Raw genomic sequence first — 22,133 nt, 5'->3', positions numbered from 1 at the left:
AGGAAGGCTAAAATTTACTTCTTATTCAGGAAAGACAAGCAAAACAAACAGTCTCCCTCTTTTCGAGGGCTGCCAAAATGGAGATTGCAAATGTGAAAGCCTTCCTGATAAAGGCGGGCAAGGTTATCATAGCCTTCGCCAATATCAATCACCTTATCATCATCTGCAGCATCAGCAGACTGCTCTGATTTGCCTTTTTTCGCCGATGTGCTTTCCTTTTCCGCAGATATGTCTAAATGGCGTCTTAAATGTTCATTTTCCAGCTTCAAAGAGTTATTCTCTTCAAGTATTTCTGCCAAATGCTGCTTTAACTCACCAAGCTGCTGATATAACTCTCCAATTTGGGTTTCCATATTACTCACTGAGTCAAAGATTTCTTTTTTATCCACGACTTCCACCTCTTAATCTGTGGACTGAACTGATACAGCACCTTGTTTTAAAATTTCATCCAATGTATATTCGAGGACGCGCTCCGCTTCTTTCACATCGACCTGCAGAACACGCTCCAATATATTCAAGCCTACCACTTTTCCAGCTCCATCAGGGGTCTGAATCCATTCCCCAAGGTCCGGGAGCTGTTCTTTTGCTGCTTCGTACTCATCATTTTCATACTTCAAGCAGCACATTAAGCGTCCGCACAAACCTGATATTTTCGTTGGGTTCAACGATAGATTCTGGTCCTTTGCCATCTTAATGGATACAGGATCAAAATCACCCAGGAAGGTGGAACAGCAGAGCATTCTTCCGCATGGGCCAATTCCGCCCAGCATTTTTGCTTCATCCCTCACACCAATCTGGCGAAGTTCTATCCTTGTCCGGAAGATGGCTGCGAGGTCTTTGACAAGCTCGCGGAAGTCAACCCGGCCATCAGCCGTAAAATAGAAAATGACCTTATTTCGATCAAATGTATATTCAACATCGACCAGCTTCATATCAAGCTGATGTGTATGGACCTTTTCACAGCAGACCTCATATGCTTCTTTGGCGGCCTGCTTGTTCTCCTCGACAATCATGCGATCCTTTTGATCTGCAATACGAAGAACCTTTTTTAATGGAAGGACAACATCATGCTCATCGACCTGCTTCGGGGCAATTACCACTTTTCCGTATTCTACGCCTCGGACAGTTTCGACAATGACAAAGTCATCCTTTTGTATTGAGAGATCTCCGGGATCAAAATAATAAATCTTGCCCGCTTTTTTAAAGCGCACTCCTACTACATCATACAAAGGAAGATCCCTCCTGCAATTTTAGCACAAGCTGTTCCATCAACAGCTGCGGATTCATATTTGCCTGTAATTTTCTTTTGGCTTCCAAAACAGCCGTCATCTGTTCCGTCAGACGCTTTGTAGAAGATTGCAGCGCAAACTGCTCTAAACGATTTCGTTCGTTCAGATGGACAACCTGGTCTTGTTTCCCAAGCTGAATATATAGTAAATCTTTAAAAATAAGAAGTAATAGATCCAAGCCGCGATCAATCTGCTCTTTTTCTTTAAAGTGCAAGAACCAATCCTCCTGAAGGGCAACCATCGCCTCAAGCGGATTCTTCTTCACCACTTCATATAATTTTAACACTATTTTTTGTGCTTGTACAAACCAATCATCAGAACTATATTGCAAAGCTTCATCCAAATTATTGGTAATTTGTGCAAGTAATGGTGCCTGGGCAGGATCCACTCCATTATTTTTTAATTGCTGAATCATTTCCGCAGGAGATAATGGTTTAAAAGAAATGGTCTGGCAGCGGGATAGAATAGTAGGAAGCATCTGCTGAGACTGCTCGGTAGTCAACACAGCGGTCGTCTCTGAATGGGGTTCCTCCAGAAATTTAAGCAAACTGTTGGCAGCGTTAACTGTCATTCTGTCAGCATGTACAATCACATAAAGTTTTCGCTTTGATTCAACCCCGGTCTTTGAAAACTCCTCCTGCAGGCTTTGAATCTGATTCTTTTTGATAGAAAGCCCGTCCGGCTCGAGAATATGAACATCCGGATGATTGCCGCTGTTAATCCTCTTACAGTTTGAACATGTTTCACATGGAACATACCCTTCAAGCGGCTCAAGACAGAATCGGCTTCTCGCCAAAAGCATGCTTGCTTCCCGCTTTCCCGTTCCTTTCATCCCTTCAAATAAGTAGGCGTGGGCCAGCCGATCCTTCACTATGCTATTTTTAAACATTTTCAATACAACTGGCTGTAAGGCCTCCAGCTGTTCCCACGTTTTTCCCACAACGATCACTCACTTACATATATAAATTTATTAAAAGTCCCTTAATCTCGCCGACTTTCCCCAATATATCGATAGATGATTCTTCTTTTTTCATTAGTTCATCCGTCAGCTCTGATAGCTTCTCATCAACCGTTTCTACCACTTTCAGAGACCGGCCCTGTCCATGCTGGTTCCAGCTGTGCGATTGCTTCAGCTCCATCCCAAAGTCAACGGCTTCCTTCACAAACCGCTTCACAAGCGTTTTAAATTTGGCTAAATCCTTAAAGGTTCTGGAGCGGGCCAGCCGTTCTCCAGCGGCATCTATGTCCTTTAACAGACCCTGAAGCTGAGAAGCCTGCATTTTCTGGTCCTGCTTCTGCACCATTTCAGAAAACTTAACGCCGTTCCCAGCAGCCTGCTTCTGCTCATTGCGGACATTTTCCATCTTGAGCCGAAGTTCCTGATTAATTTTCATACCTAATCCTCCGCAAAGGGCATTAAGCTCCCTTTATATTTATTAAAAATGGTGGAATTGTTCAACTGGCAGGACAAATACCGTTGCACCGCCAACCTCAACTTCTACAGGGTAAGGCACATAAGAATCAGCATTTCCGCCCATTGGCGATACAGGTGCTACCAGCTGGTCTCTTGCTCTGCAATTTTCCTTAATAATCTGCAGGGCTCTCTCCACACGGATATCCTCTGTCCCAATCATGAACGTTGTATTGCCTGATTTCAAGAATCCGCCCGTGCTGGCCAATTTTGTCGCACGAAAATTATTGTCAACCAACGCATTCATTAGCTTATTGCTGTCCTGATCCTGAATGACTGCCAGAATTAATTTCATAAGCCCATCCCCTTTACAAGTTTTTAATCCGTTTTATCTTACTTTTATTATATCAATTATTTTATCTTCAAGCAGAAATTAAGGGAATACCGGAAAAATTATTTTGAAAACTGGCTGGCAAGCTTATCAAAAAAACCTTAAAGAAATATGATCTTTAAGGCGAATTTTTTATATTAGTTCTTTCAGCTTGCTCTCCGCCTGCTGATACACTTCCTCCAATGGCCTCGAAGCATCGATTTTAAAGATGCGCTCCGGGTAAAGCTCCATTAGCTTCAAATAGCCTTCCCGCACTTTGTGGTGAAAGTCGAGCTTTTCCAGGTCCAGGCGGTTCACTTCCCGTCCTTTATGCTGATTGATTCGATCCAGCCCGGCCTCCGGTTCAATATCAAAATACAGCGTCAGTTCAGGCATCATGCCTTCAATGGCAAAGCTGTTTATAGAGTAGACTTCATCAATGCCAAGGCCCCTTGCATAGCCCTGATAAGCAAGAGAACTATCAATAAACCGATCACATAATATGATAAATCCCTTATCCATCGCTGGCTTTACTTTTTCAGCCAGATGCTGCCTTCTGGCTGCAGCATAAAGCAGAGCCTCTGTTCTTGGATCCATCTTTGTATTATTTTTATCAAGTATGACACTTCTGATCTGCTCTGCAATCTCAATTCCGCCAGGCTCTCTTGTCTGAAGAACCTGATAGCCTTCCTTTGCCAGATTGCTTGCCAGCATATCAATAATCGTTGTTTTTCCGGCACCCTCAGGTCCTTCGACCGTAATAAACTTACCTTTTTTCATTTTACTTCCTCCAGCTGCTGTTATAGATCCTGATAAACGTTGATGCTGCCTTTTTTTATATTGTCTCCATTTTGAAACCGTGCTCCGGCCTGAATTTGAATTCTGATGTTTGCTATATCTTTACCCTCAATGATTTCACCCGGGTATAAGAGCGGAATGCCTGGCGGATAAGGAATTACCTGCTGAGCACATATTTTGCCGGCCGCCTCTTCCAGTGCCACCGTTTTAATGGTGTGTTGACTCTGTTCCTTTTGCTCAAGGGCAAGGCCGGAAACAGGCTTTTTACTGAAAGTGATTTTTTCTTGGCGGTCTGCCGGTCCGAATGATTTCAATTCCTCTTTCAAACATTCAATAACCCGGTCAAATGGATAATCCATATCGTTCTTCAAAAGAGGCAAAACAAATAGGACATTATAGGGATCCGCCATTTCCGTAAAGATCCCGTGCTTCTCCAGAAGAGTCTGCAGTTCAAACCCGCTAAGAACGGTTTCCGACTGGATGGTCACTTTTAAAGGGTCACCGTTTTGATGTTCAAAATTCAGAACTTTAATTCCTATTATCTTGCTTAGTTTCTTCCTGAACTGCCCGATTTTTCCAAGCAGTACTTCCTCATCCTTTGCCGAAAAGGAAGCTAAATAGGCTCTTGCCAAATCAAGAGATGCCATAATGGGATAGGAAGGGCTGCTTGATTGGAGAATCCCCAGATATTTGGACACTCTTTCTTCCTTTATAAAACGGCTATTAAAATGCAGATAAGCCCCCATCGTCATAGCAGGCAAAGTCTTATGTGCCGATTGTACAACCAGATCTGCGTGAAGCTGAACGGCCGACGCAGGAAAATCATTTCCCCCGATCAAATGCGCTCCATGCGCTTCATCCACCAGTACTGGAATTCCTTGATCATGGGCGTACTGAATAATACCCTCAAGGTTGAACACCATTCCGTAATAATTGGGATAAGTTAAGATCAGTGCTTTTGCATCCGGATATTGTCTGATTGCCTCTTTAACGGTCTCTAAAGCTACTCCCCCGGCAACGCCCCACTCTTCATTAAACTCCGGTGCTAAGAAGACAGGCTTAGCCTTAGCCAATGTAATGCCATTAAGAATGGATTTATGGCAATTCCGCTGGACAAGTACAGTCTCATTTTCCTTTGCGGCTGACATGACCATGGCGAGATTCCCTGAGGTCGATCCGTTAACAAGGAAAAAGCTTTTTGGAACCCCATACAAATCTGCAAGCAGCTTTTGCGCCTCCAAAATGACTCCTTCAGGAGAATGCAAATCATCCAGTCCGCTGAGCTCAGTAGCATCGAGCTTTAAAATATCTTTAAAATAATCTGTTCCTTCACCGCCTGAAAGATGACCGTTCTTATGTCCCGGCACATGAAAAGATACCGGCTGATGGGAAGCATGTTTTTTTAATTGATCCCATAATGGAGTGTGTTCGTGATTCATATCTTCATCACTTTCCTAAGATTCTTCTCTTATTTTAACAAAACAAGTATGTGCTTGCTATAAAAGAAACATGAGGGCGATATCTGTGCCAGTCCCTGAAGCATCAGGCAAATTTATGAAAGAAATCCTTTATAGACATACACCCAAATTAGATTTCCATCATACAATATTAATCAAGTAACCTCAAAAAACCCGCCAATGAATATTCTAAAAATTGTATACAATACCATTGATCTGGGCAGAATAAGTGTATGGAGGTGGAGTGATTGGGTTCGCTATTAGCAAAAAAACATGCAGGGGAAGAATGTGTCATATGCGAGCAGGCAAAAACCAGGGGAATACATCTATACACTTCTTTTATCTGCACAGATTGTGAAAAAGATTTAATCACCACGGATACAAGCAATCCAAAATATAATTATTACTTAAAGAAACTGCGGAAAATAACCATGCCGGAGATATTTTCTTGAAATGTAAGCCCTTTGATAGGGGCTTTTTATTTTTTTATATTGGACGGAATGGCACATATAGAAATATTTCCTTAAAAGGGAGAGCCCAATTTTGATTCAGTAAATCATCCATACATATAGAAAAAGAGCACCCATCAGGTGCTCTTTCATATGCCCGGCAGCGTCCTACTCTCACAGGGGGACAGCCCCCAACTACCATCGGCGCTGAGAAGCTTAACTTCCGTGTTCGGTATGGGAACGGGTGTGACCTTCTCGCTATCGCCACCGGACTATTTGGTTTGAAGAAACTTCGTTCCCTCAAAACTAGATAATGCATGAAGAAGCATTTGCCGAGTAATAACCAAATATAACTTGGTTAAGTCCTCGATCGATTAGTATCAGTCAGCTCCACATGTCGCCATGCTTCCACCTCTGACCTATCAACCTGATCATCTTTCAGGGATCTTACTAGCTTGACGCTATGGGAAATCTCATCTCGAGGGGGGCTTCATGCTTAGATGCTTTCAGCACTTATCCCTTCCGCACATAGCTACCCAGCGATGCCTTTGGCAAGACAACTGGTACACCAGCGGTGCGTCCATCCCGGTCCTCTCGTACTAAGGACAGCTCCTCTCAAATTTCCTGCGCCCACGACGGATAGGGACCGAACTGTCTCACGACGTTCTGAACCCAGCTCGCGTACCGCTTTAATGGGCGAACAGCCCAACCCTTGGGACCGACTACAGCCCCAGGATGCGATGAGCCGACATCGAGGTGCCAAACCTCCCCGTCGATGTGGACTCTTGGGGGAGATAAGCCTGTTATCCCGGGTAGCTTTTATCCGTTGAGCGATGGCCCTTCCATGCGGAACCACCGGATCACTAAGCCCGACTTTCGTCCCTGCTCGACTTGTAGGTCTCGCAGTCAAGCTCCCTTGTGCCTTTACACTCTGCGAATGATTTCCAACCATTCTGAGGGAACCTTTGGGCGCCTCCGTTACTTTTAGGAGGCGACCGCCCCAGTCAAACTGCCCACCTGACACTGTCTCCCGCCCCGATAAGGGGCGCGGGTTAGAATTTCAATACAGCCAGGGTAGTATCCCACCGACGCCTCCACCGAAGCTGGCGCTCCGGCTTCTCAGGCTCCTACCTATCCTGTACAAGCTGTACCAAAATTCAATATCAGGCTACAGTAAAGCTCCACGGGGTCTTTCCGTCCTGTCGCGGGTAACCTGCATCTTCACAGGTACTATAATTTCACCGAGTCTCTCGTTGAGACAGTGCCCAGATCGTTACGCCTTTCGTGCGGGTCGGAACTTACCCGACAAGGAATTTCGCTACCTTAGGACCGTTATAGTTACGCCGTTTACTGGGGCTTCGATTCAAAGCTTCGCTTGCGCTAACCTCTCCTCTTAACCTTCCAGCACCGGGCAGGCGTCAGCCCTATACTTCGCCTTGCGGCTTCGCAGAGACCTGTTTTTGCTAAACAGTCGCCTGGGCCTATTCACTGCACTCATCAGGGCTATGCACCTAATGAGCACCCCTTCTCCCGAAGTTACGGGGTCATTTTGCCGAGTTCCTTAACGAGAGTTCTCTCGCTCACCTTAGGATTCTCTCCTCGCCTACCTGTGTCGGTTTGCGGTACGGGCACCTTTTCCCTCGCTAGAGGCTTTTCTTGGCAGTGTGGAATCAGGAACTTCGGTACTAAATTTCCCTCGCCGTCACAGCTCAGCCTGTGTGGTAACGGGATTTGCCTCGTTACCGGCCTAACTGCTTGGACGCGCTAATCCAGCGCGCTTACCCTATCCTCCTGCGTCCCCCCATTGCTCAAACGGTAAAGAGGTGGTACAGGAATATCAACCTGTTGTCCATCGCCTACGCTTTTCAGCCTCGGCTTAGGTCCCGACTAACCCTGAGCGGACGAGCCTTCCTCAGGAAACCTTAGGCATTCGGTGGATGGGATTCTCACCCATCTTTCGCTACTCATACCGGCATTCTCACTTCTAAGCGCTCCACCAGTCCTTGCGGTCTGGCTTCAACGCCCTTAGAACGCTCTCCTACCACTGACATCGTAAGATGTCAATCCACAGCTTCGGTGATACGTTTAGCCCCGGTACATTTTCGGCGCGGAGTCACTCGACCAGTGAGCTATTACGCACTCTTTAAATGGTGGCTGCTTCTAAGCCAACATCCTGGTTGTCTAAGCAACTCCACATCCTTTTCCACTTAACGTATACTTTGGGACCTTAGCTGGTGGTCTGGGCTGTTTCCCTCTTGACTACGGATCTTATCACTCGCAGTCTGACTCCCATGGATAAGTCTTTGGCATTCGGAGTTTGTCTGAATTCGGTAACCCGATGGGGGCCCCTAGTCCAAACAGTGCTCTACCTCCAAGACTCTTACTACATGAGGCTAGCCCTAAAGCTATTTCGGAGAGAACCAGCTATCTCCAAGTTCGATTGGAATTTCTCCGCTACCCACACCTCATCCCCGCACTTTTCAACGTGCGTGGGTTCGGGCCTCCATCCAGTGTTACCTGGACTTCACCCTGGACATGGGTAGATCACCTGGTTTCGGGTCTACGACCACATACTCATTCGCCCTATTCAGACTCGCTTTCGCTCCGTCTCTTCAACTTAACCTCGCATGTAATCGTAACTCGCCGGTTCATTCTACAAAGGCACGCTATCACCCATTAACGGGCTCTAACTACTTGTAGGCACACGGTTTCAGGATCTCTTTCACTCCCCTTCCGGGTGCTTTTCACCTTTCCTCACGGTACTGGTTCACTATCGGTCACTAGGAGTATTTAGCCTTGGGAGATGGTCCTCCTGCTTCCGACGGGATTTCTCGTGTCCCGCCGTACTCAGGATCCACTCTGGAGGAACGAAGTTTCAACTACAGGGCTTTTACCTTCTCTGGCCGGCCTTTCCAGACCTGTTCATTTACCTCGTTCCTTTGTAACTCCGTGTAGAGTGTCCTAACCCCAGGAGGCAAGCCTCCTGGTTTGGGCTAATCCGTTTCGCTCGCTACTCAGGGAATCGCGTTTGCTTTCTCTTCCTCCGGGTACTTAGATGTTTCAGTTCCCCGGGTCTGCCTTCAATACCCTATGTATTCAGGTAAAGATCCTATCCCATTACGGATAGGGGGTTTCCCCATTCGGAAATCTCCGGATCAAAGCTTACTTACAGCTCCCCGAAGCATATCGGTGTTAGTACCGTCCTTCATCGGCTCCTAGTGCCAAGGCATTCACCGTGCGCCCTTTCTAACTTAACCTACTTCGGCCAATGATAAACGGCGAATCTCTGCGTCAGCTCCGTCATTGTGCTCCTCACGTACTCTCGTATGCTCCGGTGCTCGTTCGGTCGCTTCCTTGATCTTCTTGCTTCTCATTGCCCTCATGGTTTGTGCTCTTACTTATTTTTAAATAAGAGAAAAAAACTAAGATGGCGATTACTCGGTTATTGCTTCTTCATTAACATTATCTAGTTTTCAAGGAACAAAAAATAACGAATGGAATCGTTATGGTTGGTGGAGCCTAGCGGGATCGAACCGCTGACCTCCTGCGTGCAAAGCAGGCGCTCTCCCAGCTGAGCTAAGGCCCCATTATATGAGATGGTGGGCCTAAATGGACTCGAACCATCGACCTCACGCTTATCAGGCGTGCGCTCTAACCAGCTGAGCTATAGGCCCACATAATAGGATTCGAAAAATGATAAGCTGCATATCTCTGCGTCAGCTCTCTCACTGCGCTCCTCACGTACCTCAGTACGCTCCGGTGCTCGTTCAGTCGCTTCCTTGATCTATTTGCTTCTCATTTCTCTCATTTTTTTAAAAGTAAGTTAGAGGATTTAATCTCTCAAAACTAAACGAACAAAACGCGTCACGTTTCATGTAAATATCCTTAGAAAGGAGGTGATCCAGCCGCACCTTCCGATACGGCTACCTTGTTACGACTTCACCCCAATCATCTGTCCCACCTTAGGCGGCTGGCTCCAAAAGGTTACCCCACCGACTTCGGGTGTTACAAACTCTCGTGGTGTGACGGGCGGTGTGTACAAGGCCCGGGAACGTATTCACCGCGGCATGCTGATCCGCGATTACTAGCGATTCCGGCTTCATGCAGGCGAGTTGCAGCCTGCAATCCGAACTGAGAATGGTTTTATGGGATTCGCTTAACCTCGCGGTCTCGACCCTTTGTACCATCCATTGTAGCACGTGTGTAGCCCAGGTCATAAGGGGCATGATGATTTGACGTCATCCCCACCTTCCTCCGGTTTGTCACCGGCAGTCACCTTAGAGTGCCCAACTGAATGCTGGCAACTAAGATCAAGGGTTGCGCTCGTTGCGGGACTTAACCCAACATCTCACGACACGAGCTGACGACAACCATGCACCACCTGTCATCCTGTCCCCGAAGGAACGCCCTATCTCTAGGGTTGTCAGGAGATGTCAAGACCTGGTAAGGTTCTTCGCGTTGCTTCGAATTAAACCACATGCTCCACCGCTTGTGCGGGCCCCGTCAATTCCTTTGAGTTTCAGCCTTGTACTCCCCAGGCGGAGTGCTTAATGCGTTTGTCGCAGACTAAAGGGCGGAAACCCTCTAACACTTAGCACTCATCGTTTACGGCGTGGACTACCAGGGTATCTAATCCTGTTTGCTCCCCACGCTTTCGCGCCTCAGCGTCAGTTACAGACCAAAGAGTCGCCTTCGCCACTGGTGTTCCTCCACATCTCTACGCATTTCACCGCTACACGTGGAATTCCACTCTTCTCTTCTGCACTCAAGTTCCCCAGTTTCCAATGACCCTCCCCGGTTGAGCCGGGGGCTTTCACATCAGACTTAAGGAACCGCCTGCGCGCGCTTTACGCCCAATAATTCCGGACAACGCTTGCCACCTACGTATTACCGCGGCTGCTGGCACGTAGTTAGCCGTGGCTTTCTGGTTAGGTACCGTCAAGGTACCGGCAGTTACTCCGGTACTTGTTCTTCCCTAACAACAGAGTTTTACGATCCGAAAACCTTCATCACTCACGCGGCGTTGCTCCGTCAGACTTTCGTCCATTGCGGAAGATTCCCTACTGCTGCCTCCCGTAGGAGTCTGGGCCGTGTCTCAGTCCCAGTGTGGCCGATCACCCTCTCAGGTCGGCTACGCATCGTCGCCTTGGTGAGCCGTTACCTCACCAACTAGCTAATGCGCCGCGGGCCCATCTGTAAGTGATAGCCGAAACCATCTTTCAGCTTTCCCTCATGTGAGGGAAAGAATTATCCGGTATTAGCCCCGGTTTCCCGGAGTTATCCCAGTCTTACAGGCAGGTTGCCCACGTGTTACTCACCCGTCCGCCGCTGACTTCAGGGAGCAAGCTCCCATCAGTCCGCTCGACTTGCATGTATTAGGCACGCCGCCAGCGTTCGTCCTGAGCCAGGATCAAACTCTCCATATAAGAGTTGATTAAGCTCATAAGTTGTCTTTTCAAAAAAGACTAAAGAATTAACGTTGACGTTTTTGTTCGTTCAGTTTTCAAAGATCAATCCGCCGCTCAGAAGCGACTTTATTAATATATCATTCTCACGATTCAATGTCAACATCTTTTTTAAGATGTTTTTTCATTGCGTCGTGGTGACGACCTTTAATATATTATCACCAGCAATATTAAATGTCAACAGAATCACTAAAAAAATTTAATAAATAAAAACAGCCGCTTCGAACGGCTGTCCAATTACATAATCCATGTCTGTATGGCAACAAGCGCAAACAATCCAGGAATGCCTAGAAATCCGGAAATGGCCGAAGTGGCAAGGTTTATGGGAACATGTATGCCAACCTGATTGCCAAATGCATTTAAGAAAAATAAAAAGAGGGCTCCTATGATCAGTTTAATGGCTCCCTGCCCTATGAACCTTACTGGTTTTAATGGGGCTCCTATAAATAGAAGCAATAAGATTAACCCTCCTAAAATGGAGATTACTGCAATAGGGTCCAAAAGAAAAATCCTCCTCTCAGGAAACTTGTACTACTAATTTATGATTAGCGCGTACAAAAAAGACCTTAGAGAAGGACAAGTATTTTGTAATGATTGATTTTCTTTCCTTAACGGGAACAAACTACATTCTGACTCTTACATTTCTCTTTTTAGCTTCCCTGAATAGAAAAAAGTATTTCGCTTCGGCCAGCTTGGCCTGGCTGATTGCCTCCGGGGATGGATCAAAGCTTTTTTCCACCAGCGATTTCTGGTTGTTCCAATCTGTTTTCAATCTGTTCAGCTGCTCCAGAAGTTTCTCATCAAACTCGCTGCGAAGCCATTTTTTCCTGCGAAAAAACATATATTCCGCCTCCGTGCTTAAACTTCTCTTCTTCCCTCTAACGCTTTTGAGAGCGTTACTTCATCCGCGTATTCCAGGTCTCCGCCTACCGGAAGGCCATGGGCGATCCGGGTAGCCTTTATGCCGGACGGCTTGATCAGGCGGGAGATGTACATGGCTGTTGCTTCCCCTTCAATATTCGGATTGGTGGCAAGAATAATCTCCTGGACCGTCTCATCCTGAAGCCTTTTCAATAAATCAGGAATATTGATATCTTCAGGGCCAATCCCATCCATCGGAGAAATCGCTCCTTGAAGGACATGATACAGTCCGTTATATTCCTTCATCTTTTCCATGGCAATAACGTCTTTCGGATCCTGGACCACACAGATTACTGACCGGTCGCGTCTCTGATCCTCACAAATATAACACGGGTCCTGATCAGTGATATGGCCGCAGACAGAGCAGTAAGATAAATTTCTTTTCGCATTGACAAGTGCCTTAGCAAAATCCAGCACAGTATCTTCTTTCATACTCAAAACAAAAAACGCCAGACGCGCAGCAGTTTTTGGGCCGATTCCGGGCAATTTCATAAAGCTGTCAATCAGCTTTGATATCGGTTCAGGATAATGCATGTATAATTTCCTCCTATATGAAAAGGAAAAGCGCCGCGAGCATGACGGCCTGATGAAGATTCCCATCAGACTATGTTCGCTGGCGCTCAGCCTGTCCGTTCTTTCGTGCATATCTCTATTATAGATAAAACATGCAAGAAAGCACTCTTTCAGGACGTTTGATTAAAACATTCCCGGCAGGTTCATTCCTTTAGTAAATTGGCCCATTGTGTCGTTTGTTAAGTCATCCGCTTTTTTCAGCGCATCGTTAGTTGCCGCCAGAACAAGGTCCTGAAGCATTTCAATATCTTCCGGATCAACAACTTCTTCTTTAATATTTACTTCTAATACTTGTTTATGTCCGGATACAATGACAGTCACCATTCCGCCGCCAGCTGTTCCTTCAATTCTTTTTTCGCCAAGCTCTTCCTGTGCCTGTGCCATCTTCTTTTGCATTTTCTGCATTTGCTTCATCATATTTTGCATATTTCCCATTCCACCGCGCATTTTACATACCTCCAGCTATTTTCTATTCTTTAATTTCAATTAGTTCAGCGCCAAATAACTTGACCGCTTCAGCCACATGGGGCTCTTCCTCAGTTCTGCCGAAGCCCTCGCCAGACTCATCTCCGTCACGCTGGCTGCGCAGGAAATCCTCCCTGACACTTTGCCATTGTTCATCCGGAATGCCGACCAGCTGCAATTTTTTTCCTAATAGCTCAAATAGGACATTCGCCAGTGTATCCAGGAATTTCGCATTATCCATGGCCATCTGACAGTGGATTTCATATTTGAACTTTACGATAAGAGCTGTTTCGGATGCGGCAACAGGTTCTGCTTCATTAAGAAGCGCCGCCTGAGAGCGCATCTGGTTTTGAACAAGCAGGTTCAGCATTTCGCCCCAGCGGCTTTTAACAGCCACCAGGTCGTTTTTCGTTGCCTGCTTCAGTACTTCATTCACTTTTCCAACTGGTGCCTGGAATCCTTTGCGTGAACTTCTCTGCGGCTTTTTCTGTACAGCAGGAGCTCCATCCTCTTTCACCGCTATGCCGTTTTTCTTTAATTCCGCCAGCTCATGCTGAAGCTGTTCGATTTTTTGCATCAGCGGCTTGATGTCTGCAGACTGTCCTGATTTCTCATTCTGTTCAAGCTGGCACAGCTTCACAATCGCCACTTCCAGGAAAATTCTCGGATGGTTGGTCCATCGCATTTCCTGCTGGGCTTTGTTCAGCACCCCAATCAGTTCATAGAGCTCTTCCGGCTCCACTTCCTGGGCAAGCTGCTGGAAGTCCTCATCTAGCATGACTCTTTCCAATGATTCCTCCAGCCTTGGAGCTGCTTTATATAAAAGCATATCCCGGTAATACAGGATAAAGTCTTCTATAAAGCGGGATGGATCTTTCCCCTGAAAAAGAAGCTCTTCCAGAAATTCCAGCCCGGCTGCGGCATCCCTTTCTTTAACCGCTCTTGCCAGTTTATTTAGAAACCCTTGCGACACAGCACCTGTCACAGACAGGGCATCTTCAACTGTAACGCGATCCTGGCTGAAGGAAATTGCCTGATCAAGCAAGCTAAGAGCATCACGCATACCGCCTTCTGCAGCTCTCGCGATGATCTGCAGTGCCTGGTCCTCATATGCTGCATCTGTTTCATCCGCAATCAGCTTCATTCTCCCTGTTATCGCCTGAGCCGTAATCCGTTTAAAATCAAATCGCTGGCATCGGGAAATAATCGTTAGCGGAATTTTATGAGGCTCCGTTGTGGCTAAAATAAAAATGACATGCTTAGGCGGCTCTTCAAGCGTCTTTAACAGGGCATTGAAAGCTCCGATGGAAAGCATATGCACCTCATCGACGATGTAAACCTTATACTTTACAGCGTTCGGGGCATATTTCACTTTGTCCCTGATATCCCTGATTTCTTCTACACCATTATTCGATGCAGCATCAATTTCAATGACATCAGGGATCGAACCGTCTGTAATGCCTCTGCAGGCTGCACACTCATTGCACGGTTCAGTGACAGGTGCCTTCTCACAGTTAACAGCCTTTGCAAGAATTTTTGCTGCACTTGTTTTACCTGTTCCACGGGGGCCGGAAAACAAATAGGCGTGTGATATCTTCTCCTGAAGCAGGGCGTTTTGCAAAGTCTTTGTCACATGTTCCTGCCCGACAACATCGATAAACTGCTGCGGACGCCAAACACGATATAAAGCTTGATAACTCACTGACACGCCCCCTTCCTATGTATAGTCCTTCATCTATTATAACGTATCTAAATTCCTTTTTACAAAACCTAGAGCAAATAATTACAACAAAAAACCCACCCCGCTAAAGGATGAGTTTTAATTACAATATAAACTGCCGTGCACCTTCCGTCGACTGACGCCCATAGGCGTTACTTAAGCAGTTAGCTCGGCCCAGGCAACCCTGCGGCACATGGGAGCTTCCACTTAATGCTGCTTCCTTCCGGACCTGACATGATTCATGGATTCCCATTGCGCAGGACCCGGGCGTCAACACCACTTACTTAAGGCAGGCCCTACAGGACATCAGCCTCGGGAAGGGATTCAGCCTCGCTAGAGCGGATTGCGAGTACAGGGCACCGCTACCTCCCCGCCTAGCACGGCAAAGTTGATACCATATTTAGTTGCGTCTTTGTCCGACGCATTTATAAGTATACTAACATTCAGGCAAAAAAGCAATGCCTAACCATTGTCAATTCCTGTATCCTGTTCCATCTGCAGCAATTGCCTTCTTTTTTTCTCTTCTTTCTTGCGCTTTCGCAAGTCCCGGAAAAAGCTCGAAAGCATCTCGCCGCATTCTTCTTCCAGCACCCCTGGCACAACTTCACTCTGATGATTGAACCGCTCATCCTGCAATAGGTTCATAAGCGTTCCGGCACAGCCGCCCTTTGGATCCTTAGCCCCATACACCACCTTTTTGATGCGCGATAGGATAATGGATCCCGAACACATCGGACAAGGCTCTAAGGTAACATATAGAATGGCATTCTCCAGCCGCCAGGTTCCTAGTTTTTTGCATGCCTGATCAATGGCAAGCAATTCCGCATGCGCAATCGCAGTCTGATTCACTTCTCTCAGATTATGTGCCCGGGCAATGATTTTCCCATCCAGGACAATGACTGCGCCAATCGGAACTTCTTCCAGACCTTCCGCCAGCTTTGCTTCTTTAATGGCCTCCCGCATATACAGTTCATCTTCAGTGAATGATGCTTGCATCAATTATCTTCATTCCTTCTCTTAACATCTGTGTAAAAGCCGCCCCTTTTACAAAAAATACCCTTAAAGGAGCGATACTATGAAAAATCCGCAAACCTATAAACCGGCTCTTATCATTATTGACATGATTAACGACTTTAATTTTCACCATGGAAAGATCCTTGCTGAAAAAGCATTAAATATCGCAAAACCCATCAATGAATTAAAGACTGCTTTTCATGAGCAGGATCTCCCGGTCATTTATGTGAATGATCATTATAATCTCTGGCAGGCTGATCTGGATACGATTTTAAATCATTGCCGCAATCCTGTCAGTGCGCCTATCCTTCTTGAGATGCACCTGTCACCGGATGATTATTTTTTAATAAAACCAAAGCATTCCGCTTTTTATGGCACTGCCTTAAATACCCTTTTGCACCAGCTGGGCGTCAATATGCTTGTCATAACTGGAATCGCCGGCAATATCTGTGTCCTATTTTCGGCCAATGATGCCTATATGAGAGAATATCATTTACATATACCGCATGACTGCACCGCTTCTAATGATGATCACGATAATGAAAATGCTTTAAAAATGGCGGAAAACGTATTAAAGGCCAATATATCTTCTTTCTCTGAAAACAATTATAACATTTCTTCTATGTTTCCTTCATAAAATGGCAGTAGTGTTCTAAGACGTGTTTTTCAGGGAGGGAGATAGATTGCAGATTCATGTGGTCCAGCAAAACCAGTCCTTGTTCGGCATTGCCCAGGCATATGGAACGACGGTTGAAGATCTAATAGAGGCAAATGAAATTCCCAATCCAAATAATCTGGTGATCGGCCAGACGCTTGTTATTCCGATAATAGGAAGCTTTTATTGGGTTCAGCCCGGTGACAGCCTTTACTCGATTTCAAGAAGATTCGGCATTTCTTATCAGCAGCTGGCATCTGTCAATGGCATATCGGTAAGCCAGCCTCTGCAGGTGGGTTTCCGTCTTTATATCCCGCCACGCCCGAAAACGAAAGCAGAGTTCAATGCCTATGTGGAGCCAAGAGGCAATACAGTCGCCCCTGAACTGGAGGAGAGCGCAAGAGAGGCTGCGCCTTATCTGACATATCTGGCGCCATTCAGTTTCCAGGCCCTTCGTGATGGTTCTTTGAAGGAGCCGCTTCTAAATGATTTCCCTGCCATAGCGAGAGCCAATAATAATGTATTGATGATGGTTATTACCAATCAGGAAAATGATCAGTTCAGTGATGAACTCGGCAGGATATTGTTAAATGATATGGCGATTCAGAATAAATTCCTGGATAACATTACAGCCACAGCAAAAAAATATGGCTTCAGGGATATTCATTTTGACTTCGAGTTTCTGCGCCCGGCTGACCGGGAAGCCCAATCAGGAAAATGATCAGTTCAGTGATGAACTCGGCAGGATATTGTTAAATGATATGGCGATTCAGAATAAATTCCTGGATAACATTACAGCCACAGCAAAAAAATATGGCTTCAGGGATATTCATTTTGACTTCGAGTTTCTGCGCCCGGCTGACCGGGAAGCCTATAACAATTTTCTCAGAAAAGCGAAGGCAAGGTTCGGGCAGGAAGGCTGGCTGATTTCTACAGCCTTGGCGCCGAAAACAAGCGCAGAACAGCAAGGCCTCTGGTATGAGGCCCATGATTATAAAGCCCATGGGGAGATTGTTGATTTTGTGGTAATCATGACCTATGAATGGGGCTACAGCGGAGGCCCGGCAATGGCTGTTTCCGATGGTCCAGTAGTGCAGGTTTTGGATTACCAGGCACAGGCTCCATTTTTCAACTACACTGCACCAGACGGGAAAAGACATGAGGTCTGGTTTGAGGATGCCCGCTCCATCCAGGCAAAATTCGATTTAATCAAAGAACTGAAGCTGCGGGGAATGAGCTACTGGAAACTCGGCCTTTCTTTCCCGCAAAATTGGCTCCTGATTACGGAAAACTTCGATGTTACAAAAAGAGCGTGATCTATCAGCAGCTGCCGCGTCCAGGCAGCTGTTTTTTTATTATTCAGATTTTATATGCTTATTTTCATATTTCCAGCTTAAATTCCATATCCCTTCCACTCTATACTGTGTTAAAATAAGCTTTGTGTCGTTTTGGAACGTACCTATAAACGGTTTCTATAGATAAATAAGCAATGCAGGAGGACGATCAATATGGGGGGAATACCTTTTATTACAGTAGAAGGGCCGATTGGCGTTGGGAAAACATCTCTCGCTAAAGCGATTTCTGAGAAATTTCAGTACGCACTGTTAAAAGAAATTGTTGATGAAAATCCTTTTTTGGGTAAATTCTATGAAAACATTGAAGAATGGAGCTTTCAGACTGAAATGTTTTTCCTCTGCAACCGCTACAAACAGCTGGTTGATATCAACAATCACTACTTAGCTCAAAATAAGCCTGTTGTGGCTGATTATCATATATTCAAGAATCTGATTTTCGCCCAGCGCACATTAAATCAGAATGAATATCAGAAGTATTTGAAGATCTATGACATTCTGACGGGTGATATGCCAAAGCCAAATGTCATTATCTATCTCAATGCAAGCCTCGAAACACTGCTCGACCGAATCGAGCTGCGGGGCCGTGAAATTGAAAAGAATATCAGTCCATTATATCTCGAGCAATTATCCCTTGATTATGAAACGGCTATGAATGAGTTCGAAAGGCAGCATCCGGATATTCCAGTGATCCGTTTCAATGGAGATCAGCTGGATTTTGTGAAAAACGAAGCAGACTTAATGCATATATTCGATACATTGTCGATATCATTAAAAAAGAGGAGCATACACTTATGAATCTAAGGCAGAAATACGAGATTCCTTCGAACGCAGTGATAACGATTGCCGGAACCGTCGGAGTCGGAAAATCAACGATGACCAATGCGCTTGCGGACGCACTGGGGTTCCGAACCTCTTTCGAAAAGGTTGATACGAACCCTTACCTGGATAAATTCTATGCAGATTTCAACCGCTGGAGCTTCCACCTGCAGGTATATTTCCTGGCGGAACGGTTCAAGGATCAGAAACGCATCTTCGAATATGGCGGCGGCTTTGTTCAGGATCGATCCATTTATGAAGACACAGGCATTTTTGCGAAAATGCATTATGAAAAAGGCACCATGTCCAAGGTAGATTACGAAACTTACACCAGCTTATTTGATGCGATGGTGATGACACCATACTTCCCGCACCCTGATCTGCTTATTTATCTTGAAGGATCGCTTGATGACATTCTTTCCCGCATCCAGGAGCGCGGCCGTCCGATGGAGCAGCAGACGCCTATTTCCTACTGGGAAGAAATGCACCAGCGCTACGAAAATTGGATTAACAGCTTTAACGCATGCCCGGTCCTGCGCCTGAATATCAATGACTATGACATCATTCAGAATGAGCAGTCCATTGAGCCGATTGTGGAACGCATTTCATATTTTTTAAGACAAACTCAATTATTAAAAAAATAACCGCCATTTTCGGCGGTTTTTTGCTGTTCTTTTAATTAATGGCTCCGAATACTCAGCAGAAATGAGGATCGCTGACGAAATTCTCCCCGCGGTCCTTCAAAAAATAGTATTATCGGCCACTTCCACACATATATCGGTCAGATTCTCTTTTTATCGGTCACTTTCACAGGATATCGGTCAAAGCACTAATTTATCGGTCACTTTTTCAATTTATCGGCCACTTCGCGGAGGATTAACTTAACACTCCACACATAGCGAAAAAATTATATAACAAAAAAACCGCTGATCACCAGCGGTTTTATGTATCTCCAATATTTATGCGCGTGTTAGATGCCAATTAAAATGGAGGAGGAAAGGGGATTCGAACCCCTGCGCGGTTTGACCCGCCTGTCGGTTTTCAAGACCGATCCCTTCAGCCGGACTTGGGTATTCCTCCGCATCGACAAGAAATACTATATCATTTCTAAATAAGTATGTCAACATTATTTTTACAAAAAAAGAGCGGATCAAAATCCGCTCTTCAATTAAGGCTTAATTACTTCGCGATTGCCCATATATGGACGCAATACTTCCGGAATGATGACACTTCCGTCAACCTGCTGGTAATTTTCCAGAATAGCTGCCACCGTGCGGCCGATCGCAAGGCCAGATCCATTCAGTGTGTGCACATGCTCCGGCTTGCCTTTTGCCTCGCGGCGGAAGCGGATATTTGCTCGTCTAGCCTGGAATCCTTCAAAGTTACTGCAAGAAGAAATTTCTCTGTACGTATTATAGCTTGGGATCCAAACTTCGATATCGTATTTCTTCGCAGCTGTGAATCCAAGGTCGCCCGTACACATGCTCATCACACGGTATGGCAGGCCAAGCATCTGAAGGACTTTTTCCGCATGGCCAGTCAGCTTTTCAAGTTCATTATAAGACTCTTCTGGCTTAACAAATTTCACAAGCTCGACTTTGTTAAACTGGTGCTGGCGGATCAGCCCGCGAGTGTCACGGCCGGCAGAACCCGCTTCAGAACGGAAGCATGCACTGAATGCCGCATAGTTAATCGGAAGCTCGTCTGCACTCAGAATCTCTTCCCTGTGCATATTGGTAACAGGCACCTCAGCGGTTGGAATCAGGAAATAATCTTCGCTTTCAATTAGGAAGGCATCTTCCTCGAATTTCGGAAGCTGCCCTGTACCTGTCATGCTTGCACGGTTGACCATGTACGGAGGAAGAACTTCCTTATAGCCATGCTCGTCTGTGTGCAAATCAAGCATGAAGTTGAATAAGGCACGCTCAAGGCGGGCACCAAGGCCTTTGTAGAATACAAAGCGGCTGCCTGTTACTTTACTGGCGCGTTCGAAATCAAGCAGATCAAGATCTGTCGCTACATCCCAGTGCGGCTTTGGCTCGAAATCAAATTCACGGACTTCTCCCCATTTGCGGATTTCCACATTATCGTCTTCTGTTTCGCCGACAGGCACGCTTTCATGCGGAATGTTCGGGATGCTCAGCAGCAATTGGTCCAATTCTTCCTCGACCGTGCGGAGCTCCTCATCCAATGCTTTAATATCATCGCCAACTTCTCTCATTTCAGCGATTAAATGGTCTGCATCCTGCTTTTCGCGCTTTAAGGCAGCCACCTGCTGGGATACTTCATTTCTTTTGCTCTTCAGCTGTTCTGCCTGTACAATCAGTTCACGTCTTTTTACATCCAGATCTTCGAATTTTTCAAGATCCGTTAAATCTTCGCCACGATGCTGAAGCTTGTTTTTCACTTCTTCAAAATTGGCTCTTAAAAACTTAATGTCCAGCATTTTTAGTACCTCCTAAAAAATAGTTTGAAACACAAAAAACTCCCGTCCCCAAAAAAGGGACGAGAGTTACCCGCGTTGCCACCCTAGTTGAAAGCCTGAGCTTTCCACCTTAAATCCATAACGGTTTTAACCGAAAGCATTTACTTTTCCCGGACAGTACCGGGTGTTCCATGCTTTGCTCGAGGATGGATTCACAGGGTTTATTCACCGGTTCCCACCATCCACCGGCTCTCTTTTAGAACAAAGTTCCTGTTACTAGTTCCTCTCATTGCTTTTTAGCTATAAGAATTTTGTAATTCATAATGTACTACAATTATGTTCCTTTTGCAACCAAAATATTCAAATTGTTAATTGCTTGGAATCTTTGACCATTTCAACGAAATAGCCTGTCAGGCGATGGTCATCCGTTAGTTCCGGATGGAATGAGCATCCGAGGAATCTGCCTTCGCGCGCAGCCACAATCCGGCCGTTGTGCTTGGCCAGGATTTCAACATTCTCGCCAGCCTCCACAATATGCGGTGCCCGAATGAATACAGCCGCAAAATCTTCTGCCACTCCGGCAATATCAAGATCCGCCTCGAAGCTTTCGCGCTGGCGTCCGAATGAATTTCTTTCCACATGGACATCCATCACACCGATATGCGGCTCATCATAGCCAATGATATTACTTGCAAGGAGAATTAATCCTGCACATGTCCCGAACATCGGCTTTCCTGATTGCGCAAACTCCTTAAGGCTGTCCATAAAATCATATTTATCAATCAAGCGTCTCATGGTCGTGCTTTCGCCGCCCGGCAAGATAAGCCCGTCCACCTCATCGAGCTGCTCTTTGCGTTTGATGACTACAGCTACTGCGCCGCATGCTTCTACAGAAAGAACATGCTCTCTGACCGCGCCCTGCAGCCCTAATACTCCAACCTTTATCATAT

At 45.9% G+C, this 22,133-nt stretch carries 20 protein-coding genes, 3 tRNA genes, 3 rRNA genes, 1 other RNA gene, 2 pseudogenes and 1 other annotated feature; of the genes and pseudogenes, 6 read left to right on the top strand and 23 right to left on the bottom strand.

Annotation, left to right across the window (positions count from 1 at the left end; translation table 11 throughout):
• Window positions 1-14: 14 nt before the first annotated feature.
• From yabA to IRB79_RS01420, 7 genes are all read right to left on the bottom strand, one after another.
• Window positions 15-389: a DNA replication initiation control protein YabA gene (yabA, locus tag IRB79_RS01450; RefSeq protein ID WP_061794161.1), complete on the bottom strand. Its 375-nt coding sequence runs from the start codon at window positions 387-389 to the stop codon at window positions 15-17.
• A 12-nt stretch (window positions 390-401) separates the two neighbouring features.
• Entirely contained in the window at window positions 402-1,229 is an 828-nt protein-coding gene (locus IRB79_RS01445) for a PSP1 domain-containing protein (RefSeq protein ID WP_009336679.1), read from the bottom strand.
• Complete coding sequence (gene holB, locus IRB79_RS01440; protein ID WP_243506442.1) at window positions 1,222-2,229, bottom strand: DNA polymerase III subunit delta'; 1,008 nt, start codon at window positions 2,227-2,229, stop codon at window positions 1,222-1,224. The genes IRB79_RS01445 and holB overlap by 8 nt, the downstream gene beginning before the upstream one ends.
• Window positions 2,230-2,242: 13 nt before the next feature.
• Window positions 2,243-2,683 carry a YaaR family protein gene (locus IRB79_RS01435; protein WP_221878788.1) on the bottom strand — a complete coding sequence of 147 codons (441 nt, stop codon included), beginning with the start codon at window positions 2,681-2,683 and terminating at the stop codon, window positions 2,243-2,245.
• A gap of 42 nt (window positions 2,684-2,725) precedes the next feature.
• The gene (locus tag IRB79_RS01430) at window positions 2,726-3,055 is read right to left on the bottom strand and encodes a cyclic-di-AMP receptor (RefSeq protein ID WP_009336682.1); all 330 of its coding nucleotides are present in this window, start codon (window positions 3,053-3,055) and stop codon (window positions 2,726-2,728) included.
• Between the two features lie 168 nt (window positions 3,056-3,223).
• Window positions 3,224-3,850, bottom strand: a complete 627-nt coding sequence (gene tmk / locus IRB79_RS01425; protein WP_243506441.1) for a dTMP kinase — start codon at window positions 3,848-3,850, stop codon at window positions 3,224-3,226.
• A 20-nt stretch (window positions 3,851-3,870) separates the two neighbouring features.
• Window positions 3,871-5,307: an aminotransferase class I/II-fold pyridoxal phosphate-dependent enzyme gene (locus tag IRB79_RS01420; RefSeq protein WP_243506440.1), complete on the bottom strand. Its 1,437-nt coding sequence runs from the start codon at window positions 5,305-5,307 to the stop codon at window positions 3,871-3,873.
• Between the two features lie 266 nt (window positions 5,308-5,573).
• On the opposite strand from IRB79_RS01420, the gene IRB79_RS01415 reads away from it, so the two are divergent.
• Window positions 5,574-5,777, top strand: coding sequence for a sigma factor G inhibitor Gin (locus tag IRB79_RS01415; RefSeq protein WP_221878791.1), 204 nt, complete (start codon window positions 5,574-5,576; stop codon window positions 5,775-5,777).
• Between the two features lie 152 nt (window positions 5,778-5,929).
• Here IRB79_RS01415 and rrf read toward each other — a convergent pair.
• The 13 genes from rrf to tadA form a co-directional block, all read right to left on the bottom strand.
• Window positions 5,930-6,046: ribosomal RNA gene (gene rrf / locus IRB79_RS01410) — 5S ribosomal RNA — on the bottom strand.
• Window positions 6,047-6,128: 82 nt separating this feature from the next.
• Window positions 6,129-9,031: ribosomal RNA gene (locus tag IRB79_RS01405) — 23S ribosomal RNA — on the bottom strand.
• Window positions 9,026-9,157, bottom strand: coding sequence for a hypothetical protein (locus IRB79_RS27980; RefSeq protein WP_279401044.1), 132 nt, complete (start codon window positions 9,155-9,157; stop codon window positions 9,026-9,028). The genes IRB79_RS01405 and IRB79_RS27980 overlap by 6 nt, the downstream gene beginning before the upstream one ends.
• A 127-nt stretch (window positions 9,158-9,284) precedes the next feature.
• Window positions 9,285-9,360, bottom strand: a tRNA-Ala gene (locus IRB79_RS01400).
• Window positions 9,361-9,371: 11 nt separating this feature from the next.
• Window positions 9,372-9,448: transfer RNA gene (locus tag IRB79_RS01395), tRNA-Ile, on the bottom strand.
• A gap of 215 nt (window positions 9,449-9,663) precedes the next feature.
• Window positions 9,664-11,200 (bottom strand): 16S ribosomal RNA (locus IRB79_RS01390).
• Together the 16S, 23S and 5S rRNA genes with 2 tRNA genes alongside form the textbook arrangement of a ribosomal RNA operon.
• Window positions 11,201-11,476: 276 nt before the next feature.
• Complete coding sequence (locus IRB79_RS01385; protein ID WP_206846176.1) at window positions 11,477-11,740, bottom strand: pro-sigmaK processing inhibitor BofA family protein; 264 nt, start codon at window positions 11,738-11,740, stop codon at window positions 11,477-11,479.
• A gap of 121 nt (window positions 11,741-11,861) precedes the next feature.
• Window positions 11,862-12,080: a YaaL family protein gene (locus tag IRB79_RS01380; RefSeq protein ID WP_243506439.1), complete on the bottom strand. Its 219-nt coding sequence runs from the start codon at window positions 12,078-12,080 to the stop codon at window positions 11,862-11,864.
• A 17-nt stretch (window positions 12,081-12,097) separates the two neighbouring features.
• Window positions 12,098-12,694: a recombination mediator RecR gene (gene recR / locus IRB79_RS01375; RefSeq protein WP_095246242.1), complete on the bottom strand. Its 597-nt coding sequence runs from the start codon at window positions 12,692-12,694 to the stop codon at window positions 12,098-12,100.
• A 162-nt stretch (window positions 12,695-12,856) separates the two neighbouring features.
• On the bottom strand, window positions 12,857-13,180 hold the full coding sequence (locus tag IRB79_RS01370; protein ID WP_053433273.1) for a YbaB/EbfC family nucleoid-associated protein: 324 nt from the start codon (window positions 13,178-13,180) through the stop codon (window positions 12,857-12,859).
• 22 nt (window positions 13,181-13,202) lie between these two features.
• Entirely contained in the window at window positions 13,203-14,900 is a 1,698-nt protein-coding gene (dnaX, locus tag IRB79_RS01365) for a DNA polymerase III subunit gamma/tau (protein WP_243506438.1), read from the bottom strand.
• Between the two features lie 136 nt (window positions 14,901-15,036).
• Window positions 15,037-15,301: signal recognition particle sRNA large type (ffs, locus tag IRB79_RS01360), an RNA gene on the bottom strand.
• Window positions 15,302-15,380: 79 nt separating this feature from the next.
• Entirely contained in the window at window positions 15,381-15,914 is a 534-nt protein-coding gene (gene tadA / locus IRB79_RS01355; protein ID WP_243509139.1) for a tRNA adenosine(34) deaminase TadA, read from the bottom strand.
• Window positions 15,915-15,993: 79 nt separating this feature from the next.
• Between tadA and IRB79_RS01350 the strand changes: the two genes are divergently transcribed.
• From IRB79_RS01350 to IRB79_RS01330, 5 genes and pseudogenes are all read left to right on the top strand, one after another.
• Entirely contained in the window at window positions 15,994-16,569 is a 576-nt protein-coding gene (locus tag IRB79_RS01350) for a cysteine hydrolase family protein (RefSeq protein ID WP_243506437.1), read from the top strand.
• Window positions 16,570-16,615: 46 nt separating this feature from the next.
• A pseudogene (locus tag IRB79_RS01345) lies at window positions 16,616-17,281 on the top strand (LysM peptidoglycan-binding domain-containing protein); the annotation flags it as partial.
• A 13-nt stretch (window positions 17,282-17,294) separates the two neighbouring features.
• Window positions 17,295-17,903, top strand: a pseudogene (locus tag IRB79_RS01340) (glycosyl hydrolase family 18 protein); the annotation flags it as partial.
• A 192-nt stretch (window positions 17,904-18,095) separates the two neighbouring features.
• A complete protein-coding gene (locus tag IRB79_RS01335; RefSeq protein WP_243506435.1) occupies window positions 18,096-18,737 on the top strand; it encodes a deoxynucleoside kinase in 642 nt (213 codons plus the stop codon).
• The gene (locus IRB79_RS01330) at window positions 18,734-19,402 is read left to right on the top strand and encodes a deoxynucleoside kinase (RefSeq protein ID WP_035333477.1); all 669 of its coding nucleotides are present in this window, start codon (window positions 18,734-18,736) and stop codon (window positions 19,400-19,402) included. Before IRB79_RS01335 ends, IRB79_RS01330 begins: the two co-directional genes overlap by 4 nt.
• A gap of 343 nt (window positions 19,403-19,745) precedes the next feature.
• Here IRB79_RS01330 and IRB79_RS01325 read toward each other — a convergent pair.
• The 3 genes from IRB79_RS01325 to pdxT form a co-directional block, all read right to left on the bottom strand.
• Window positions 19,746-19,838: transfer RNA gene (locus IRB79_RS01325), tRNA-Ser, on the bottom strand.
• Window positions 19,839-19,926: 88 nt separating this feature from the next.
• The gene (serS, locus tag IRB79_RS01320; protein ID WP_243506434.1) at window positions 19,927-21,204 is read right to left on the bottom strand and encodes a serine--tRNA ligase; all 1,278 of its coding nucleotides are present in this window, start codon (window positions 21,202-21,204) and stop codon (window positions 19,927-19,929) included.
• Window positions 21,205-21,256: 52 nt separating this feature from the next.
• Window positions 21,257-21,482, bottom strand: a binding site (T-box leader).
• Between the two features lie 61 nt (window positions 21,483-21,543).
• Entirely contained in the window at window positions 21,544-22,131 is a 588-nt protein-coding gene (gene pdxT, locus IRB79_RS01315) for a pyridoxal 5'-phosphate synthase glutaminase subunit PdxT (RefSeq protein WP_243506432.1), read from the bottom strand.
• Window positions 22,132-22,133: the final 2 nt, after the last annotated feature.

This window comes from Cytobacillus oceanisediminis, from assembly GCF_022811925.1.
GTDB classification, from domain to species: Bacteria; Bacillota; Bacilli; order Bacillales; family Cytobacillaceae; genus Cytobacillus; species Cytobacillus oceanisediminis_D.
This window is presented reverse-complemented; position numbering and strand designations above follow the sequence as displayed.

Excerpts from the sequence above, each read along its gene's own strand:
- IRB79_RS01435 (WP_221878788.1), bottom strand. The coding sequence starts at position 2,683 with ATGAAAATTAATCAGGAACTTCGGCTCAAGATGGAAAATGTCCGCAAT.
- IRB79_RS01430 (WP_009336682.1), bottom strand. The coding sequence starts at position 3,055 with ATGAAATTAATTCTGGCAGTCATTCAGGATCAGGACAGCAATAAGCTA.
- tmk (WP_243506441.1), bottom strand. The coding sequence starts at position 3,850 with ATGAAAAAAGGTAAGTTTATTACGGTCGAAGGACCTGAGGGTGCCGGA.
- IRB79_RS01420 (WP_243506440.1), bottom strand. The coding sequence starts at position 5,307 with ATGAATCACGAACACACTCCATTATGGGATCAATTAAAAAAACATGCT.
- IRB79_RS27980 (WP_279401044.1), bottom strand. The coding sequence starts at position 9,157 with ATGAGGGCAATGAGAAGCAAGAAGATCAAGGAAGCGACCGAACGAGCA.
- IRB79_RS01380 (WP_243506439.1), bottom strand. The coding sequence starts at position 12,080 with ATGTTTTTTCGCAGGAAAAAATGGCTTCGCAGCGAGTTTGATGAGAAA.
- recR (WP_095246242.1), bottom strand. The coding sequence starts at position 12,694 with ATGCATTATCCTGAACCGATATCAAAGCTGATTGACAGCTTTATGAAA.
- IRB79_RS01370 (WP_053433273.1), bottom strand. The coding sequence starts at position 13,180 with ATGCGCGGTGGAATGGGAAATATGCAAAATATGATGAAGCAAATGCAG.
- tadA (WP_243509139.1), bottom strand. The coding sequence starts at position 15,914 with ATGCAAGCATCATTCACTGAAGATGAACTGTATATGCGGGAGGCCATT.
- IRB79_RS01350 (WP_243506437.1), top strand. The coding sequence starts at position 15,994 with ATGAAAAATCCGCAAACCTATAAACCGGCTCTTATCATTATTGACATG.
- IRB79_RS01335 (WP_243506435.1), top strand. The coding sequence starts at position 18,096 with ATGGGGGGAATACCTTTTATTACAGTAGAAGGGCCGATTGGCGTTGGG.
- IRB79_RS01330 (WP_035333477.1), top strand. The coding sequence starts at position 18,734 with ATGAATCTAAGGCAGAAATACGAGATTCCTTCGAACGCAGTGATAACG.
- serS (WP_243506434.1), bottom strand. The coding sequence starts at position 21,204 with ATGCTGGACATTAAGTTTTTAAGAGCCAATTTTGAAGAAGTGAAAAAC.
- pdxT (WP_243506432.1), bottom strand. The coding sequence starts at position 22,131 with ATGATAAAGGTTGGAGTATTAGGGCTGCAGGGCGCGGTCAGAGAGCAT.